The following is a 15,969-nucleotide window of genomic DNA, read 5'->3' as shown; positions in this document are numbered from 1 at the left end:
TTGGGAGGCGCCCCGGTGAAAAGCAAAAACCCTGCGAAAGCAACACCTTCACAGGGTGGGTAACGACCTGGCCTGGTCAGGCAGGCTTGCTCGCCACGGTGGCCGAAGTGCTCTTTTTAGACGAGAAAATGGCGCTCACGCAGACGATGGACAGCGCCAGCGCACCGGTTGCCACCACTTCCATGCGATGCCCTGGCATCACCAGCATCATCGTCAAGATACTGATGATGGAGAAGATGACCAGGTAGCTGAGCCAGGGGAACAGCCACATCTTGAAGTCCAGCGCAGTACCTTGGCTATCCATCCGTTTACGCAGAACCAATTGCGAAACAGCGATTGCCAGATAGACCAGAAGCGCTACCGCCCCCGAACTTGCCAGCAGGAAGGAAAACACCTCGTCGGGAGCAAAGTAATTGAGTGCTGTGGTCAAGAAGCCCACTGCGGTACTGGCCAGCACTGCAATCACTGGCACGCCCGCCGCTGAGGTGCGCTGCAGAACGCGAGGGCCGTCGCCGCGCTTGCTCAGCGAATAGACCATGCGCGATGCGGTGTAGATGGCCGAGTTGAGGCAACTGGCAACGGCAATCAGCACGACGATATCGACGATCATCTTGGCGTGCGGGATGTTCATCAGCTCAAGGGCCCGTTGATAGGAGCCGACCTGCACCAGCATGGGGTCGTTCCAGGGCACGATGGAGATGATCAGGAACACCGAGACGATGTAGAAGATCCCCATTCGCCACACCACGGAATTGGTGGCACGGGTGATTTGCTTGGAGGGGTTTTTCGACTCGGCGGCGGCAATTGTGACAATTTCGGTTCCCATGAAACTGAACACGGTGGTGAGCATGGCACCGATGACAGCGGTCATGCCGTTGGGCATGAAACCACCAAACTCATGACTCAGGTTGACCACACCGCTAACTGAAATATCGGGCAGCGCGCCTGTCAGTGCCAATGCACCCAGAGCAATGAACCCTAGCACCGCGATAACCTTGAGCATCGCAAACCAAAACTCGAATTCACCGTAGCGCGCCACACTGAACAGGTTGGTTACGGTCAGCAAACCGGTCACCACCAGTGCGAATTCCCAGGTTTCTATCGCAGGGAACCAGGCATGCAGAATGGCCGCTGCTGCAATGGCTTCGATTGGAATGACCAGCACCCAGAACCACCAGTACAGCCAGCCAATGGTAAAGCCTGCTGTACGTCCCATTGCGCGCTCGGCGTAGGTGGAGAATGACCCGGTATCTGGCGAGGCCACCGCCATTTCTCCGAGCATGCGCATGACCAGAACGACCAGTGTGCCAGACATGATGTACGCGAGAATTGCCGCAGGACCGGCTGCAGCAATGGCATGCCCCGAGCCGATGAAGAGGCCGGCGCCAATAGCGCCGGCGATTGACAACATGGTGACGTGGCGCTGCTTGAGGCCGGGGGCCAGAGTTGAGTTGCTGGACATGCTAATTACCCTTTTTATTCTTGAAGGAGGGTGAACTGCGAACGGCGGTGCTGCTCTGGGCTGGAGATCGGTGTTATTTCTGCAGGTCGAAGGCCTCCCGCACAGCGCTGCTAATGCCCTCTACACAAACTCGCAGAATCAACTCGCCTTTTTCTCGGTTGGCGCCCTTAGGCGAGGAAAGCGTTCCGCAGGCGGGGGTGCGTTCAGGGATGATGGGGAAGACATCGTAAGGTGGGAATTTTGCCGGAGGGTGGTCGACGGCGCGGCTCAGGTCGACCTTTTCAGGGTGCAGGGCCAGCATCAGTGAAGTTTCGAAAACGCCACCGTGTTCGATGTCCCAGCCGAGGAAACCTTCGGGGTAGAGCTCTTCGATGACCGCCGGCGCGTTGACGAAATCCCAGTAGGACAGAACGACCACCTTGAAATCGGTGATACCGCCATAACGCAGTTCGCGCAGCGCCAGGTCGATGCCTTCGACGATGAACATCGAGTTTTCATAATGGCCATTCATCAAAACCAGCTTGCGCGCCCCATGCCGGGCGAGTTCGCGGATGATGTCCTGGATGGTATGGGTCAGCGTTGCGCCATCCAGGCTGGTGGTGCCGGGAAAGTGGTTGCCACCTCCCGACTTCTGCTGTGACTTGTAGCCATAGGCCAAGGCGGGTAACACCAAGCCGTCGACTTCTCGCGCTACTGCCTTGCACAGGGCGGTAGGCAATAGCACATCCACCTCCATGCACATGTGATGACCGTGCTGCTCCAAGGCGCCCACCGGCAAGAAAATCGTGCTGCCGGAAGCTACCTTCTGTGCGTACTCAGGCCAGGTGAGTTCGCCAACCACTACGCTTTCGTTCATCGGTTATCTCTCTTTATTCTTGTATTCGTTGAAGTAGTCCGTTTGCAGCGAGCCAGTACCTGCAACGATTTGATCAGATCACAACGACATTCACTTGTCAGTTCCCGACCTGAATTTGACAAATGCTGACGGACCTGAGACCCAGGTGGGTCGGGTGGGGCAGGGGGCGAATTTGACAAATTACAGGTCGGAAAAACACAACTTGCCCTGATGGCAATCTGCTGCAATCGGTAATCACACAGGCGGTGAAAACCTTGGGGAGGCGGGGCGAAAGCGCGGCTGGGCCAAGGCACTTTTGATTACCGAGGGTATCTCCATGACGCGTCGCGCCGATTTTTCACGCCGTACATTCATCAAGAACAGCAGCATTTTGGCCGGTGTGGCGGCGCTCTCCGGGGTACTTCCGAACAGAACCTTTGGCGCAGCCGAAAAAGAACTGGTGATACTGGCGTGGGCAGGCCACGCCGCGCCCGACATCGTCGCGGATTTCGAGCGCGAGCATGGGGTCAAGGTGCGGGCCAAGTACTACACCGGCGGCGATAACATGCTGGGGCTCATTTCGCAGTCACCACCGGGCACCTTCGACCTGATCCTGTCGGATGCCGAGTATGTGCAACAACTCAACGCCGCCGACTATATCGAGCGACTGGACCCTGCCGATTATCCCTTCGATGACTTCTACCCAGAGTTTCAGCACTTTCCAGGGCACTGGCAGGGCGATGAACTGTATTCGGTCATGGTCCGCTTCGGCTTTCTCGGTATCGCCTTCAATACCCAGCTGCTGCCGGAGTCCAAGGCGAAAAGCTACCAGGTGTTCTGGGACGATAGCCTCAAGGGCAAGGTCGGCCACTTCGACTGGCACCTGCCAAACCTGGGCCAGATCAGTTTGCTCAATGGCAACAGGCTGCCCTACGACATCGACGCGGCGCAGTGGAAGAGGCTCCAGGACAAAACCATGAGCCTACGCGGACAAGTGGCCGGGTTCTTCGATTATGGCGGTACCTTCTCCTCCCTGAAAAACGGCCAGATCCACGCGATGTGTGGCATTGGCGACTGGATTACCGGGGTCTTGCAGCGTGCCGGGGCACCGGTAAAAACAGTGATACCCGAGGAGGGCGGCCTGCAATGGACCGAGTCTTATTGCATCGCCAAGAAAGCCCGCAGCCCGGAACTTGCGAAGAAGTTCATTCAATACATCACCTCCCCTGAAGGCCAGGTGAAGTCGGCGAAGATGGAGGCTTACCCGGCGCTGATTCCCAATAAGCGCGGCTGGGAGTTGCTGAACAAGACCGACCTTGCCGAAGCCAGACGCCAAGGCATGGTACTGGGCCAGCGCAATGTCATGGACGACATCCGCGAGGGGCGTATTCAGTATCGCGCGCTCCCCATGCAGCAGAGCCTGGAGGACTGGAACGACTTCTGGTCGCAGTACAAGGGTGCTTGATGGCGCCTACACAGGAGCGGCGTAATGAATTCGAACAAGCTATCGCCCCCACTGCCCGCCAGTGAGGAGCCTGCACGCACGCGTGGGCAGTTCGGCAAGCGCACCTGGCGCTTACCGGGGTATGGGCTGATCCTGTCGCTGCCGATACTGGTCTGGCAGTTACTGTTTTTTGTAGCGCCCTTGCTGTTTCTGCTGACCATCAGTTTTTGGCTGGTGCGCAACTTTCGCATGGTCCCTGCGTTCGAGTGGCTGAACTGGAAGTACCTGTTCAGCCGCGAGTACTTCTGGGATGCCTACTTGCACACCTGGGCGATGGCGGCGGGGGCCAGTGTGCTGATCAGTGCCGTAGCCTTTCCGTGCGCCTATACCATTGCCTTCAAGTTCCGCGAATCGACCCGGCAATGGTTGGTGCTGTTGTTGATCACGCCATTTTTTACCAGTTACCTGGTGCGCACCTATTCCTGGCAAGTCTTTCTCAGTGACCAGGGGCTGCTCAATAGCGCCCTGGCGTTGCTGGGGATTGGGCCGTTGCCCTTGCTCAATACCAGTTTTGGTAGCTATGTGGGTTACTTCACCCTGTGCCTGCCGCTGGTGGTGTTGCTGCAGTTGTTCAGCCTCATGTACATCGACCGCACTCTGATCGAAGCTGCCCACAACTTGCGCGCGGGCCGTCTGCGCACGGTATTTGGGGTAGTGATTCCATCGGCGCGGGTCGGCATCGTCATCGCCGCACTGTTCTGTTTCATCATGACCTTCGGTGACTTTGTCAGCCCGCTCTATCTGGGGGGCGGCCAACCACCAACCTTGAGCACCCTGATTACCGACACGACCAAATCGGGGCAGCAATGGCCACGCGCGGCGGTTATTGCCACGACGATGATCGTGACCTTGCTGGCCACGGCGTTCCTGACGGTTCGCCACGCCTACAGGAGGCGCGCATGAACGAACACCGTGTCATCAACTTCATGCTGCGCAGCTTCGTCGTCCTGGTGTTCTTGTTCATCCTCACGCCTATCATTGGCAGCTTCGTGTTTTCCTTCAACGTCGACCGCTTCCCATCCTTGCCCCTGGGTGGCTTCAGTTTGCGCTGGTACGAAGCGATTGCCGCCGACCCGCAAGTCTGGCAAGCCTTCAACAACAGCCTGGTCGTCGGTGTGGTGGTATCGCTGGTTTCCACGCTGCTGGGCTTCACTGCCGCCTATACCGACTTTCGTTATCACTTTTTTGGCAAGTCGGTGTACATGGCATTGGCACTGCTGCCTCCTACCATTCCGGTGGTGATTCTGGGCCTGGCGATGCTCGCGTTCTTGTCGCGAATCGGCCTGTCCGGCGAGCTGTATGCCGTCATGATCTGCCACATCGTCATGTGCTCACCATTCGCCATGGCGGTGATTCGCATGCGCCTGGCGCAGATGGACCCGCAACTGGAGGCCGCCGCCTGGAACCTGAGCGCCAGCCAATGGCAGGCCATGCGCTACGTGATCCTGCCGTTCACCGCCCCGAGCATTTTCGCCGCACTGTTCGTGACCATGGCCGTGTCGTTCGACGAGTTCGCGGTGGCCTGGTTCGTTTCGGGCCTTAACGAGACAGTCCCGGTACGCATCCTCAATACTTTGCAAGGGCAGGTCAGCCCGACCATCAATGCGATAGGCACGATCGTTTTCATCACCACGATCACGCTGACGATCGTTGCCCAGGTTTTGCTCATGCGCCGGCAGAAGAAACCGGCTGACGGCAAAAAAAGCTGAACATCCCATGCCGACGCAGGAGCTCCCCATGACTCAACCGTTAGTGGTATTCGATAACGTGACCAAACACTTCGGCAGTTACGTCGCTGTCGAACCGATGAACCTGGAAATCTACAAGGGCGAGTTCGTCGCGATCATGGGCTCCAGTGGCTGTGGTAAAACCACCACGCTGCGCATGCTTGCCGGGCTCGACAAGCCCAGCAGCGGTGAAGTTCGCTTGAACGGCGAGCGCATCAACGACCTGTATTCCTGGCAAAGGGACACCCCGCTGGTGTGGCAGAACCTGGCGCTGTTCCCCTTTCTGAGCGTGCTTGAAAACGTTGAGTTCGGTTTGCGCATGCGCGGCATGGGCAAAGCTGAACGGCGCAAAAAAGCCCTGCACTGGTTAGAGCGCCTGGACCTGGGCGAGTTTGCCAACCGTGATATCAGCATGCTTTCTGGCGGGCAACGGCAGCGGGTGGCGCTGGCGCGTTCACTGGTCACCGAGCCCCCGATACTGCTGCTGGACGAACCGCTCAGTGCCCTCGATGCGCACTTGAGCGTGCGCATGCAGGCGGTGTTGACTGGGTTGCAGAAGGACCTTGGCATCACCTTCGTCTATGTCACCCACAGCCAATCCGAAGCCTTCGCCATGGCTGACCGCGTGGTGATCATGAGCCGTGGCCGGGTTGAGCAGATTGGCACGCCCAAGGATATTTTCTTCGAACCGCACAACCGTTTTGTCGCTGAATTCGTCGGCGGCAAGAACATGCTTGGCGGCGTTGTGCTTGGCTTCGACGACACCGGGCTGGTGCAACTGGACTCGGCGTATGGTCGCTTTCTGGCACGCTTGCCCGAAGACCGATCTGTTGCGGTAGGGGAAGAGGTCACCCTGTGCATCAGTGCCGAACATATCAACCTCGCCGCGCAACCGACCACAGCCAGCCGCCTGGCGTGTACCGTGATGGGGGAGGAATTCATTGGGTCAATGGTCAACATATACCTGGAAGCCGCCAACGGGCTGGAACTGCAAGTGCAGAAGCCGTACGCGGATTACGACCTACTTGGGCTCAAGAGCGGGCAGAGGGTGCATGTCGGGTGGGACGATGCGCGGGCGCTGATTTTACGTGGCAATTAGAGGTCGATATCTGACATCTGCGCAGGGGCGGCAGCGTGGACAATTGTAGACGTACCCACGCCCAGTTGACCCGAAGGAGGCAGTACATGCAGCAATTGACTGAAACCAGCGAAAAGCTGGCCAGCGCCGTGCGTATTGGCTTCCTGCTGGCCGAAGGGTTCGATTTCTATGCCTTGGCCGCTGCGCTGGAACCCTTGCGCCAAGCCAACGACGTGGCCCGCTGCGTGGTCTGCGAATGGCAGATACTGAGCCTTGAGGGCCAGCCGCTGAAGGCCAACAATGGCATCGTGGCGGCCACCTTGCAACTGAGCCAGGCCAAGCCCCTCGATGTGCTGATTCTGTGCCTTGGCAGTGAATTGCAGTTGTGTACCGACGACAGTGTCCGCGAATCGCTGGCGCTGCTGACCAAACCGACCTGCCGCACGCTCGATGTCGGCGAATTGGCCGAATTGATCAGCGTTGCCCGGTTGTCCCCGTAGCGCGTGTTCACCCGCTACCAGAGCTGAACCTGCCTCGATAATTATATTGATCCGCGCCTGCAATGGGCGCGACATCGCGCGTTTCCTCTCCTTCATTCCCCCTCATCTATACCTCTGCCTGTTCTTGCCGCAGCGAGGCCTGTACGGCAGTGGCGGGCAATATTGTCCTTTCCACAGCGGCGTTTACAGCAAGGCGGATCTGATCATCTAGGGGTCGGATTCGCGCAAAAAAGGCCGCCTTTTATCTGTTCGAATGATCTCCAGTGGCACCCAAAACAGGGCCTCTCTACTGATCACCTACCAAGGAGTGAAGACATGCAAATGCCGAAAACAATACAGATTCAAAACGGCGAAAAAGTTAAGCCGACGTTCTCGCACCAGGAATACGCCAACCGTCAATCCAAGTTGCGCAGCTATCTGGCCCAGAGCAATATCGACGCCGCCGTCTTCACGTCTTATCACAACATCAACTACTACAGCGATTTCCTGTATTGCTCGTTTGGCCGTCCTTATGCCCTGGTGGTGACTCAGGACGCCGTGGTGTCGATCAGCGCTAACATCGACGGTGGCCAGCCATGGCGGCGTACCGTGGGCACCGAAAACATCATCTACACTGACTGGCAGCGCGATAACTACTTTGTCGCGATTCAACAAGCCTTGCCCAAGGCCGGACGTATCGGGATCGAGTTCGACCACTTGAACCTGGTCAACCGCGACAAATTGGCCAGCCGTTATCCCCAGGCCGAGCTGGTGGACGTCGCCGCGCCATGCATGCGCATGCGCATGATCAAGTCGGCTGAAGAACACGCCATCATTCGTCACGGTGCCCGCGTTGCCGATATCGGTGGTGCTGCGGTGGTTGAGGCTCTGCGTGACCAGGTGCCTGAGTACGAAGTTGCGCTGCATGCCACCCAGGCCATGGTCCGTGAAATTGCCCGTACTTTCCCCGATTCCGAACTGATGGACACCTGGACCTGGTTCCAGTCTGGTATCAACACCGATGGCGCGCATAACCCGGTAACCTCTCGCAAGGTCAATAAGGGCGACATTCTGAGCCTCAACTGCTTCCCGATGATCGCCGGTTACTACACCGCGCTGGAGCGCACGTTGTTCCTCGACCATTGCTCCGATGAGCACCTGCGCCTGTGGGAGGTCAACGTCAAGGTCCACGAGGCCGGCCTGAAGCTGATCAAGCCAGGCATGCGTTGCAGCGATATTGCCCATCAGTTGAACGAGATTTTCCTCGAGCACGACTTGCTGCAATACCGCACCTTCGGTTATGGCCATTCGTTCGGCACCCTGAGCCATTATTACGGCCGTGAAGCTGGTCTTGAGCTGCGCGAAGACATCGACACCGTGCTGGAACCTGGCATGGTCGTGTCCATCGAGCCGATGATCATGCTGCCCGAAGGGCTGCCGGGTGCGGGTGGTTACCGCGAGCATGATATTCTGATCGTTAACGAAAACGGCGCTGAAAACATCACCAAGTTCCCATACGGCCCAGAACACAACATCATCAAGAAGTAACCGAGCAAGCCGCACAGGAAACTGTGCGGCATTTTTTATCAGTATGTCGTTGTCCATGCCCAAGGTTCAAGGAGGACATGTGTGGAGTACACTACAGCGCACGCTCGCAATGAACGGGGGCTGCCGCAACCTGGCAAAATTGCCAAGGGTTCGCGGCTTTTTTATTTCGCCTGCAGCATCATTTTCGTAGCCTTCAACCTTCGCACTGCATACCCAAGCCTCGGCGCTGTGCTTGCCGATATATCCAGCGACCTAGGCCTGACGCCTGCCGTCGCCAGTGCAATTACCACGCTGCCTGTACTTTGCCTGGGGTTGTTCGCGCCCGTGGCGCCCTGGCTTGCCCGCAAAATAGGCACAGAGCGCACGATATTGGTATTGATGGTGGCATTGTCCGTAGGGCTATTGATACGTGGCGCCGGGAACGTCAGCGGCCTGGTGGTCGGTTCGATCGTCATTGGCAGCGCCATCGCCATCATCAACGTATTGCTCCCTGGGCTTATCAAACGCGACTTCGCCAAGATCACCGGGCTGATGGCCGGCCTCTACTCCATGGCGCTGTTGAGCGGGGCGGCGACTGCCGCAGGGTCCACCCTGGCGCTGCAAAGCACCTTGGGCGGTGGCTGGACGACGGCGTTGGCGCTGTGGTCAGTGCCGGCAGCGGCAGCCTGTGCCTGCTGGCTTTTCCAACTGCCCAAGGGCAGTGCGCTGGCACCCAAGGCTGCGCCGCGCGTACGAGGGGTGTGGCGCTGCGCGCTAGCCTGGCAACTCACGCTGTTCATGGTGCTGCAATCGATGTATTCGTTTACCGTGTTTGGATGGCTCGCCCCGTTTCTGAATGGGCGGGGGATGACACCGCTGGAGTCCAGCGTCATCGTCTCCAGTTCAATCCTGCTACAAATGGTCGCTTGTCTGTTCGGGCCGCTGATAGCCACACGCTTGCCGAGTCAATCCTGGTTCAATGTGGTTGTGGTGGTGCTCACCACGGTCGGTTTTCTCGGCTGCCTGTCCGCGCCGCTCGACACGGTATGGCTGTGGGGCGGGGTACAAGGCATCGGGCAAGGTGCCTTGACTTCCATTGCCATCACCATGATTGTGCTGCGCTCGGCAAACGCACAGGTTGCGGCAGAACTTTCGAGCATGGTGCAAGGCGTCGGCTATGGCCTGGGCGCACTCGGGCCGTTGCTAGTCGGGGTGCTTTATACGCCGGTCATTGGCTATGCGCACGTTGAGATATTTCTTAGCGGGGTAGGCGTAGCGATGCTGTATTTCGGATATACCTCAGGTCGACGCCGACTCGTGGCAGCCCGCCATTAGCGCTATCCTCCAGCTGACACCTAGTCACCGGAGCGCTCGGAACATCAAGCGAAGCGGTACAGATCCACTTGGAACTTGACGCAGAAAAGATGAAGCTGCGGCTACAGACTGTCGAGCATCTTTTTGGAACTCCCAAATACTGGATGAGAAGCACCCACTTCCTGGCCAAAGCCCTGCCCAGATCCAACTACCCGATTATCCCGATGAAGCAGATGACCTTCGCCGATGCTGAGTCCGCCGGTATGTGTGAGCAGACCCGCAATGAGTTGTTTCTTATCGAGAAGGATCAAGTGATTCCATGGAAGGATTTGATTGCTCTGATTTAGCCGCACTACGCGAAAGTCGAAGGCGGTCTTCCAGCCTATAAACGCGGTTCCCTGGCAGAGCTCGTTGCATAGGGGCGTGCGTGTTTCCTCGGAGATCAGGTGCTCCACCATGTTGCAATGCTCAGCAGCGCAACGCCAAACCCCAATGCCACCACAGCGCCCGGTCGGGGGGCCGAGCTTTCTTCGCGGATGTGCCGCGCTGACCTGCGATAGCCGCCGCCAATCAACAGCGAATAGACGGTGCCGATAGCCACTGCCATGAGCATGAGTGTGGTCATGGCAACGTAATGGGCCAGGGGATGACGAAAAACGATGCATCCCAATACCAAGGTAGACAGCACCGTGCGCTCCCAGGTCAATGCCGTGCGCTCGGGCTGCAGGCCTTGGTCGTCATGCAGGGGCATGTTGGGTGCCCTCAAGGCAGCAACAGCAGGGTGGAAACGATCAACCCGAACAAGCCCAGCAGCGGTGCCAGGATCGGGTACGGAAGCGCTTGCCGATGACGCAGGGCACGCTCGACGTTGTGCCAGCGTAGGGTCGCATTGACGCTCACCAGCAACGCCATGCCAGTCAGGGCATGGGACAGCAGCGTTTGTGGGCGGCCGGCCAACAGCTCCAGCGGCAGTGCATCCAGTGCGATGCCGCTGGCCAGCAGGGCAAGGGCCGTGCGGATCCAGGCCAGAAAGGTGCGTTCATTGGCGAGCGTGAAGCGTGGGTCGGGCTCGCATCCATCGGCCAGTGCAACGACCTGACGGAATCTGGATTTAAACGATTTTTCAGCGGGTGGATGCTGCATGGCAACAAACCTTCTATTTAAACGCCGGTGTTGTACGGTCGATTGACCGCCTGCGTTGGCATTCTGAATGGTTTTGTTTGTCTGGCTAGGGCAGTTCTTGCTGAATGCTATGCACTTCTTGGCAACGGCCTTACTAAAAAAGCACAGCGTTGCTCGAATATCTGCATAGCCCACACATTGGGCGGTTGGCTAAGGTCAGGCTGGGTAAAGCATCCGACCAATTATATTTTAAAGAGGTGAACTATATGGCGTCCGGGAAACTGCACTCCGCGCAAAACGTGCCACTGCCTTTCGGTGTTGACGACATAAAATCCATGATCGGCCGCAAAGTCTGGAACGTGCTGGGTACTTCGTATTGGCCGATTCTTGGCGGGGATGATCAAAGCAGTTTTGCCTGGTTGACCTATGACCCGCCCGGCAGCTTCATACCGCCGCATACGCACCCTATCCAGGATGAGCATGTGTTCGTCCTGGAAGGCGAGTATTCGTTGTACATGGATGGCGAGTGGGTTACCGCCAAGCCGGGTGATCATGTCTGCTGGCCACGCGGCTCGAGCCATGGGTACCGCATCGATGCGGACAAGCCCGCCCGCGGGCTGTTCTGGGTAAGCCCGGGCAACGACCTGTCCAGCCTGTTCGATGAGCTGCACAACCAGGCCAGCCCCGAAGAAGTGGTCAGGCTGTCTGGGCTGCGCAACATCCTGTTTGCCAAACCCGGTACTTCGCCGAATTTCGAATGAACCAGTGGCTCAGCCATCCCGCTGGGGTGGCTGTTTGCACAAAGCAGAAATGAATATAAACCCAGCGAGAACCGCATAGTGATATGCCCAGTGCCTGAATTAAATTGATTTGGCAATAACCCGCTTTTTTAATTAATGAGAATAAGAAGGTAGTCAGATGAGCCAGGCAAATCATTCCGGAATGACTGTTCACACACTCGGCACTGGTGGTGGGCCAGTGGTCTCCGCCAGCCGCGCCGGTATCTCGACAGCGGTTGTTGTTGATGGCTGTTCCTATGTATTCGACTGTGGCATGGGCAGTATTCGTAACTACCGCTCTCATTGCACGTGGGATCAACTGCGTGCGATTTTTATCACCCATCACCATTCTGATCATATTTACGACCTGGGCTCTTATTTGCTGACTGGCTGGCAGATACCGGGCGAGTCCTTCAGCCAGCCGATTCACGTTTACGGCCCGGCCAAACCGCCGCGCGTACCGGCCCTGCATAACCACGGCGATCACCCTGTGGTGCCCGGTTGCTGCGGTGGGGACCACCCGATGGTCGGCACAGCTGATGTCGTGGATGCATTGATCAACCGGGTATTCGCCTCTGACGTTGCCATCCGCATGGCCGACGAAGGGCGCTCCAGCCCCAGCCAGTGGGTTTATGGCCACGACATCGAAGTGCCGGCCGCAGCCAAGGCTGACCCCGTGCTGGCCCGTCATCCGGTGATGGACCCATTCGAAGTTTATCGAGACGAGAAAGTCGTGGTTTCGGCCATTCTGGTTGATCACCGCCTGTGCTACCCAGCCTTCGGTTTCCGTATCGACAGCCAGTACGGGTCGGTGGTGATTTCCGGTGACACGACGTATTCGGAAAACTGCATCCGCCTGGCCAAGGGCGCCGACGTGCTGCTGCACGAGGTCATCGACCTGGATGCTATCCTCGCCACCTTCCCCGAAGGGCCGACCCGCCAAGGTATTGCCGTGCACCTCGAGGAGTCGCACACCTCGTACGAGCAAGTCGGCAAGGTGGCGCAGGCAGCGGGTGTCAGCCAATTGATCCTGCACCATATCGTGCCGAATGTGCCGGGCGCGGCAGACATCGAAAAAATGCTCCGGGCCGCTCGCCGTGACTTCAGCGGCATGGTCTACGCGGCAGAAGATAACGATAGCTTCCGCGTTGCTGGCACTGTAACTGCAGCTTCCTCCAACACTGTTTTGCATGCGTCTGAAGCCGTCGAGGTGTGAACATGACAGAGCTGACTCAAACCGCATATCCGCCTCATACACTGCGTGCTGCGGTCGCCAAGGGGCAGATGAATCGCCGCGCCTGGTTGATCACCGGCATGCTGGTGATCTTTCAGATGATCAACTTTGCCGATAAGGCTGTACTGGGATTGGTTGCCGAGCCTGCGATGAGTGAGCTCGGTTTGTCGGCGAGTGAGTTCGGTTTCATCGGCAGCGCTTTTTTCTTTCTGTTTGCAATCAGTGCAGTGTGTGTAGGTTTTCTCGCGGCCAAGGTGCCGACCCGATGGATCTTGTTGACCATGGGGGTGCTCTGGTCGGTGTTGCAGTTTCCAATGCTGTTTGGCGGCGGCGCTGCAATACTGCTGGTGACCCGGATAGTGCTTGGCGCCGCCGAGGGGCCCGCTACACCGACGACCCTGCACCATGTGCATGGTTGGTTCCCGGCGCGGGAGCGCGGTTTGCCTAGCACCCTGGTCGCCATTGGCTCAACCTTGGGGCCGATCGTTGCAGCGCCAATCCTGGCCTATATCATTGCCCACCCGCAGTGGGGGTGGCGCTGGGCATTCGGTTTTCTCGGGTTGGTCGGTTTGATCTGGTCGGTACTCTGGCTGGTGGTCGCCAAGGAGGGCCCCTACAGCCATCTCAAGGGCAAGCATCAGGAGGACGCGCCAGGCGCGGAGCCGGCGCCAGACCAGGCTCCTGCCAAGGCGCGAGCGAGCATTGCAGAAAAGTCGGACACGCTTGAGCAGGTGCCTATTTTTCGGGTGTTCTGCTCGCAAATGTTCATCATTGCCACGCTGGCAGGTGCCGGTTGCTTCTGGGCGCAGGGCTTTTTGACCACCTGGTCGCCCCGTTACCTGGGGGCGGTAGTGTCGCTTTCGCCCGAGATGGTCGGGCTGGTATCGACCTTTCCGTGGTTGTTCGGCGCGTTGACCTTGGGTGTACTGGGTTATGCGTCACGGGTAATGATGCGCCGCGGTGTTTCGGTTTACCTGTCCTTGGGCGCCTCGTTCGGCCTGGTCCTGCTGCTGTCCGGGGTCTGTTTCCTGATTCTTCCGCACCTGCAAGGGTACGCCGCAGTCACCTTGCTGGTGGTTGCCGCAGGGCTGGCGATGACCTTTCCCCTCGCGCCAACGGCAGTGGCCTTTTGCGTTGCGTCCAAACAACGTGGGGCGGTCATGGCAACGCTGACGGCCGTAGCGTCGCTAGGCGGCATCGTGGCGCCGGTCATGGTCGGCCTTCTGATGGAGCGGGCAGGGTACCTGCAAGTGGGCAAGGGCGCGCCACAAAGCCTGGAAATGACCGCTCGGCTGGCCGAAGGGATGAATGCTTCGTTCGCCTACATTGGTTGTTACCTGGTGGTAATGGGCTTTGTCAGCATCCTTTGCCTCAACCCTGACCGTACAGCGAAGAAACTACAGCAGCGTTTTGCCTAACGCCCTGAGGGCTCGCTCCCGCCCCGTGCAGGGGCGACACAACGTCGCTCCTGCACGCATTCACACACCGGCGGCCCCCTCCGATTCAGTAAGTGGTCATAAAAATAACAAGGTAGGTCGAGTGCCGGAGCTCTGCCTTTCGGCCAACTGATCTGCTCCCACGGCTGTGCTTTGCACACCTCAGAAGGGCTCACCTCGATGTTCCATAAAAATTGGCTGGCCAGCGGCGTTGCTGCGGGCTTGATGGGGATGTTCGTGCCGATTTCTGCCCAGGCAGACTTCGTGAAAGACCGCCAGATCAGTCTGGGGCTTCGCAACTTCTACCTGGATCGCGACTTCAAGCAAAACGGCGCGCCACAGTCACGGGTCGGTAGCTGGACCCAGGGGTTCGATTTTCGTGCCATCTCTGGCTACACCGAAGGCCCCTTGCAATTCGGTCTCGATGTGTCCGGGCAATATGCCTATCGCCTGGATGGCGGCGGTGGTCGGGGGCCGGATAGCGTCATTCCCTACGATGACAGCAAAGGCCAACAGGTACACGACTATGGCCGCGCTGCCTTGACCGGCAAGGTGCGCTACTCCAGGACCGAGCTTAAAGTCGGGGAGCACCGCCCGCTGCTGCCGGTTGCCTTTATCGACGATACACGCCAGTTGATCACCACCTACCACGGTCTGTTGCTGGAGTCGCGTGAAGTGGACGGTTTGGTGCTGACGGGTGGGCGCTTTACCGAGATCAGCAGTCGCGAGTCGTCCAATCGCGAAAAAATGTACCTGTTCACCGGGCCCAACGGTCCGCGCCGCACCAGCGATGGGCTGAACTTCGCCGGCGCCAGCTACGCATTCACCCCGCGTCTTTCCGCTACGTACTTCTATGGGCAACTGGAAGATATTTATCAGCAGCAATACCTGGGCCTCACCCAAACCAACGATCTGGGTAACGGCTTTGCGTTGAAGACCGACCTGCGCTATTTCAACAACAACGAGGATGGGCAGGCCCTGTACGGCAACATCGACAACCGTTCCTACGGTTTGCTCACCAGCCTGAGGAAGAACTCGCACACTGTCGCGGTCGGTTATCAGCGCATGCTCGGTGAAAGCACATTCCCGACCCTCAATGGCTATGCGCCGCAACCCTACCTGGTGAACTGGTCTGCTGTCGGCTTCGTCAAACCTAATGAAAGTTCCTGGCAGTTGCGTTACGACCTGGACTTTGCCGGCTACGGTGTACCTGGCCTGAAGCTGATGACCCGCTACCTGCGCGGCACCGGCATCGATCGCGGCAACAACGCCCTGGACCAGAACGTCGAGAGCGAGCGCAATCTCTTTATCAGCTACGTGGTGCAGAGTGGCCCGCTTCAGGGCGTTGCATTCGAGTGGCGCAACATCGACGTCAAGACGCGCTATGGCAACGGTCAGGCCTCTGGGGTGGATTACCAGGAGAACCGCTTGATCACCAGCTACACCTTCAAGTTCTAGTGACCCGCAGGCCG

At 58.3% G+C, this 15,969-nt stretch carries 15 protein-coding genes and 1 pseudogene; 12 read left to right on the top strand and 4 right to left on the bottom strand.

Annotated features, from left to right (window positions below; genetic code table 11):
* Positions 1–76 precede the first annotated feature (76 nt).
* Entirely contained in the window at positions 77–1,462 is a 1,386-nt protein-coding gene (gabP, locus tag PM2_RS24720; RefSeq protein ID WP_028699715.1) for a GABA permease, read from the bottom strand.
* Between the two features lie 73 nt (positions 1,463–1,535).
* Positions 1,536–2,318, bottom strand: coding sequence for a creatininase (locus PM2_RS24715; protein WP_016488025.1), 783 nt, complete (start codon positions 2,316–2,318; stop codon positions 1,536–1,538).
* 316 nt (positions 2,319–2,634) lie between these two features.
* On the opposite strand from PM2_RS24715, the gene PM2_RS24710 reads away from it, so the two are divergent.
* From PM2_RS24710 to PM2_RS30850, 8 genes and pseudogenes are all read left to right on the top strand, one after another.
* On the top strand, positions 2,635–3,762 hold the full coding sequence (locus PM2_RS24710) for a polyamine ABC transporter substrate-binding protein (protein WP_028699714.1): 1,128 nt from the start codon (positions 2,635–2,637) through the stop codon (positions 3,760–3,762).
* A gap of 24 nt (positions 3,763–3,786) precedes the next feature.
* On the top strand, positions 3,787–4,704 hold the full coding sequence (locus PM2_RS24705; RefSeq protein WP_028699713.1) for an ABC transporter permease: 918 nt from the start codon (positions 3,787–3,789) through the stop codon (positions 4,702–4,704).
* On the top strand, positions 4,701–5,510 hold the full coding sequence (locus PM2_RS24700; protein WP_028699712.1) for an ABC transporter permease: 810 nt from the start codon (positions 4,701–4,703) through the stop codon (positions 5,508–5,510). Before PM2_RS24705 ends, PM2_RS24700 begins: the two co-directional genes overlap by 4 nt.
* A 28-nt stretch (positions 5,511–5,538) precedes the next feature.
* A complete protein-coding gene (locus PM2_RS24695) occupies positions 5,539–6,627 on the top strand; it encodes an ABC transporter ATP-binding protein (RefSeq protein ID WP_028699711.1) in 1,089 nt (362 codons plus the stop codon).
* Between the two features lie 86 nt (positions 6,628–6,713).
* Positions 6,714–7,106 (top strand): type 1 glutamine amidotransferase family protein, encoded by a 393-nt coding sequence (locus tag PM2_RS24690; RefSeq protein ID WP_028699710.1) that lies wholly within the window; start codon positions 6,714–6,716, stop codon positions 7,104–7,106.
* A gap of 315 nt (positions 7,107–7,421) precedes the next feature.
* Positions 7,422–8,633, top strand: a complete 1,212-nt coding sequence (creA, locus tag PM2_RS24685; protein ID WP_028699709.1) for a creatinase — start codon at positions 7,422–7,424, stop codon at positions 8,631–8,633.
* Positions 8,634–8,714: 81 nt separating this feature from the next.
* Positions 8,715–9,947: a CynX/NimT family MFS transporter gene (locus PM2_RS24680; protein WP_028699708.1), complete on the top strand. Its 1,233-nt coding sequence runs from the start codon at positions 8,715–8,717 to the stop codon at positions 9,945–9,947.
* 203 nt (positions 9,948–10,150) lie between these two features.
* Positions 10,151–10,270, top strand: a pseudogene (locus PM2_RS30850) (IS5/IS1182 family transposase); the annotation flags it as partial.
* Positions 10,271–10,368: 98 nt separating this feature from the next.
* Here PM2_RS30850 and PM2_RS24670 read toward each other — a convergent pair.
* The gene (locus tag PM2_RS24670) at positions 10,369–10,677 is read right to left on the bottom strand and encodes a DUF202 domain-containing protein (RefSeq protein WP_042132572.1); all 309 of its coding nucleotides are present in this window, start codon (positions 10,675–10,677) and stop codon (positions 10,369–10,371) included.
* Between the two features lie 11 nt (positions 10,678–10,688).
* Complete coding sequence (locus PM2_RS24665) at positions 10,689–11,069, bottom strand: YidH family protein (protein ID WP_028699706.1); 381 nt, start codon at positions 11,067–11,069, stop codon at positions 10,689–10,691.
* Positions 11,070–11,383: 314 nt separating this feature from the next.
* Here PM2_RS24665 and PM2_RS24660 point away from each other — a divergent pair, with 314 nt between their 5' ends.
* The 4 genes from PM2_RS24660 (at position 11,384) to PM2_RS24645 (ending at position 15,955) form a co-directional block, all read left to right on the top strand.
* Positions 11,384–11,809 (top strand): cupin domain-containing protein, encoded by a 426-nt coding sequence (locus tag PM2_RS24660; RefSeq protein WP_080694022.1) that lies wholly within the window; start codon positions 11,384–11,386, stop codon positions 11,807–11,809.
* A gap of 157 nt (positions 11,810–11,966) precedes the next feature.
* Complete coding sequence (locus tag PM2_RS24655) at positions 11,967–13,043, top strand: MBL fold metallo-hydrolase (RefSeq protein WP_080694019.1); 1,077 nt, start codon at positions 11,967–11,969, stop codon at positions 13,041–13,043.
* A gap of 2 nt (positions 13,044–13,045) precedes the next feature.
* On the top strand, positions 13,046–14,479 hold the full coding sequence (locus tag PM2_RS24650; RefSeq protein WP_051564711.1) for an MFS transporter: 1,434 nt from the start codon (positions 13,046–13,048) through the stop codon (positions 14,477–14,479).
* A 198-nt stretch (positions 14,480–14,677) separates the two neighbouring features.
* Positions 14,678–15,955, top strand: coding sequence for an OprD family porin (locus PM2_RS24645; RefSeq protein WP_028699704.1), 1,278 nt, complete (start codon positions 14,678–14,680; stop codon positions 15,953–15,955).
* Positions 15,956–15,969 lie beyond the last annotated feature (14 nt).

It is taken from the genome of Pseudomonas monteilii NBRC 103158 = DSM 14164, from assembly GCF_000730605.1.
Taxonomy (GTDB): domain Bacteria; phylum Pseudomonadota; class Gammaproteobacteria; order Pseudomonadales; family Pseudomonadaceae; genus Aquipseudomonas; species Aquipseudomonas monteilii.
The sequence above is the reverse complement of the archived record's forward strand: the minus strand, read 5'-3'. Positions and strand labels throughout refer to the sequence as shown.

What these genes read in the sequence shown, in the direction of transcription:
- PM2_RS24710 (WP_028699714.1), top strand. Translation starts at nt 2,635, where the DNA reads ATGACGCGTCGCGCCGATTTTTCACGCCGTACATTCATCAAGAACAGC.
- PM2_RS24650 (WP_051564711.1), top strand. Translation starts at nt 13,046, where the DNA reads ATGACAGAGCTGACTCAAACCGCATATCCGCCTCATACACTGCGTGCT.
- PM2_RS24645 (WP_028699704.1), top strand. Translation starts at nt 14,678, where the DNA reads ATGTTCCATAAAAATTGGCTGGCCAGCGGCGTTGCTGCGGGCTTGATG.
- gabP (WP_028699715.1), bottom strand. Translation starts at nt 1,462, where the DNA reads ATGTCCAGCAACTCAACTCTGGCCCCCGGCCTCAAGCAGCGCCACGTC.
- PM2_RS24660 (WP_080694022.1), top strand. Translation starts at nt 11,384, where the DNA reads ATGATCGGCCGCAAAGTCTGGAACGTGCTGGGTACTTCGTATTGGCCG.
- PM2_RS24655 (WP_080694019.1), top strand. Translation starts at nt 11,967, where the DNA reads ATGAGCCAGGCAAATCATTCCGGAATGACTGTTCACACACTCGGCACT.
- PM2_RS24670 (WP_042132572.1), bottom strand. Translation starts at nt 10,677, where the DNA reads ATGCCCCTGCATGACGACCAAGGCCTGCAGCCCGAGCGCACGGCATTG.
- PM2_RS24695 (WP_028699711.1), top strand. Translation starts at nt 5,539, where the DNA reads ATGACTCAACCGTTAGTGGTATTCGATAACGTGACCAAACACTTCGGC.
- PM2_RS24665 (WP_028699706.1), bottom strand. Translation starts at nt 11,069, where the DNA reads ATGCAGCATCCACCCGCTGAAAAATCGTTTAAATCCAGATTCCGTCAG.
- PM2_RS24700 (WP_028699712.1), top strand. Translation starts at nt 4,701, where the DNA reads ATGAACGAACACCGTGTCATCAACTTCATGCTGCGCAGCTTCGTCGTC.
- creA (WP_028699709.1), top strand. Translation starts at nt 7,422, where the DNA reads ATGCAAATGCCGAAAACAATACAGATTCAAAACGGCGAAAAAGTTAAG.
- PM2_RS24715 (WP_016488025.1), bottom strand. Translation starts at nt 2,318, where the DNA reads ATGAACGAAAGCGTAGTGGTTGGCGAACTCACCTGGCCTGAGTACGCA.
- PM2_RS24705 (WP_028699713.1), top strand. Translation starts at nt 3,787, where the DNA reads ATGAATTCGAACAAGCTATCGCCCCCACTGCCCGCCAGTGAGGAGCCT.
- PM2_RS24690 (WP_028699710.1), top strand. Translation starts at nt 6,714, where the DNA reads ATGCAGCAATTGACTGAAACCAGCGAAAAGCTGGCCAGCGCCGTGCGT.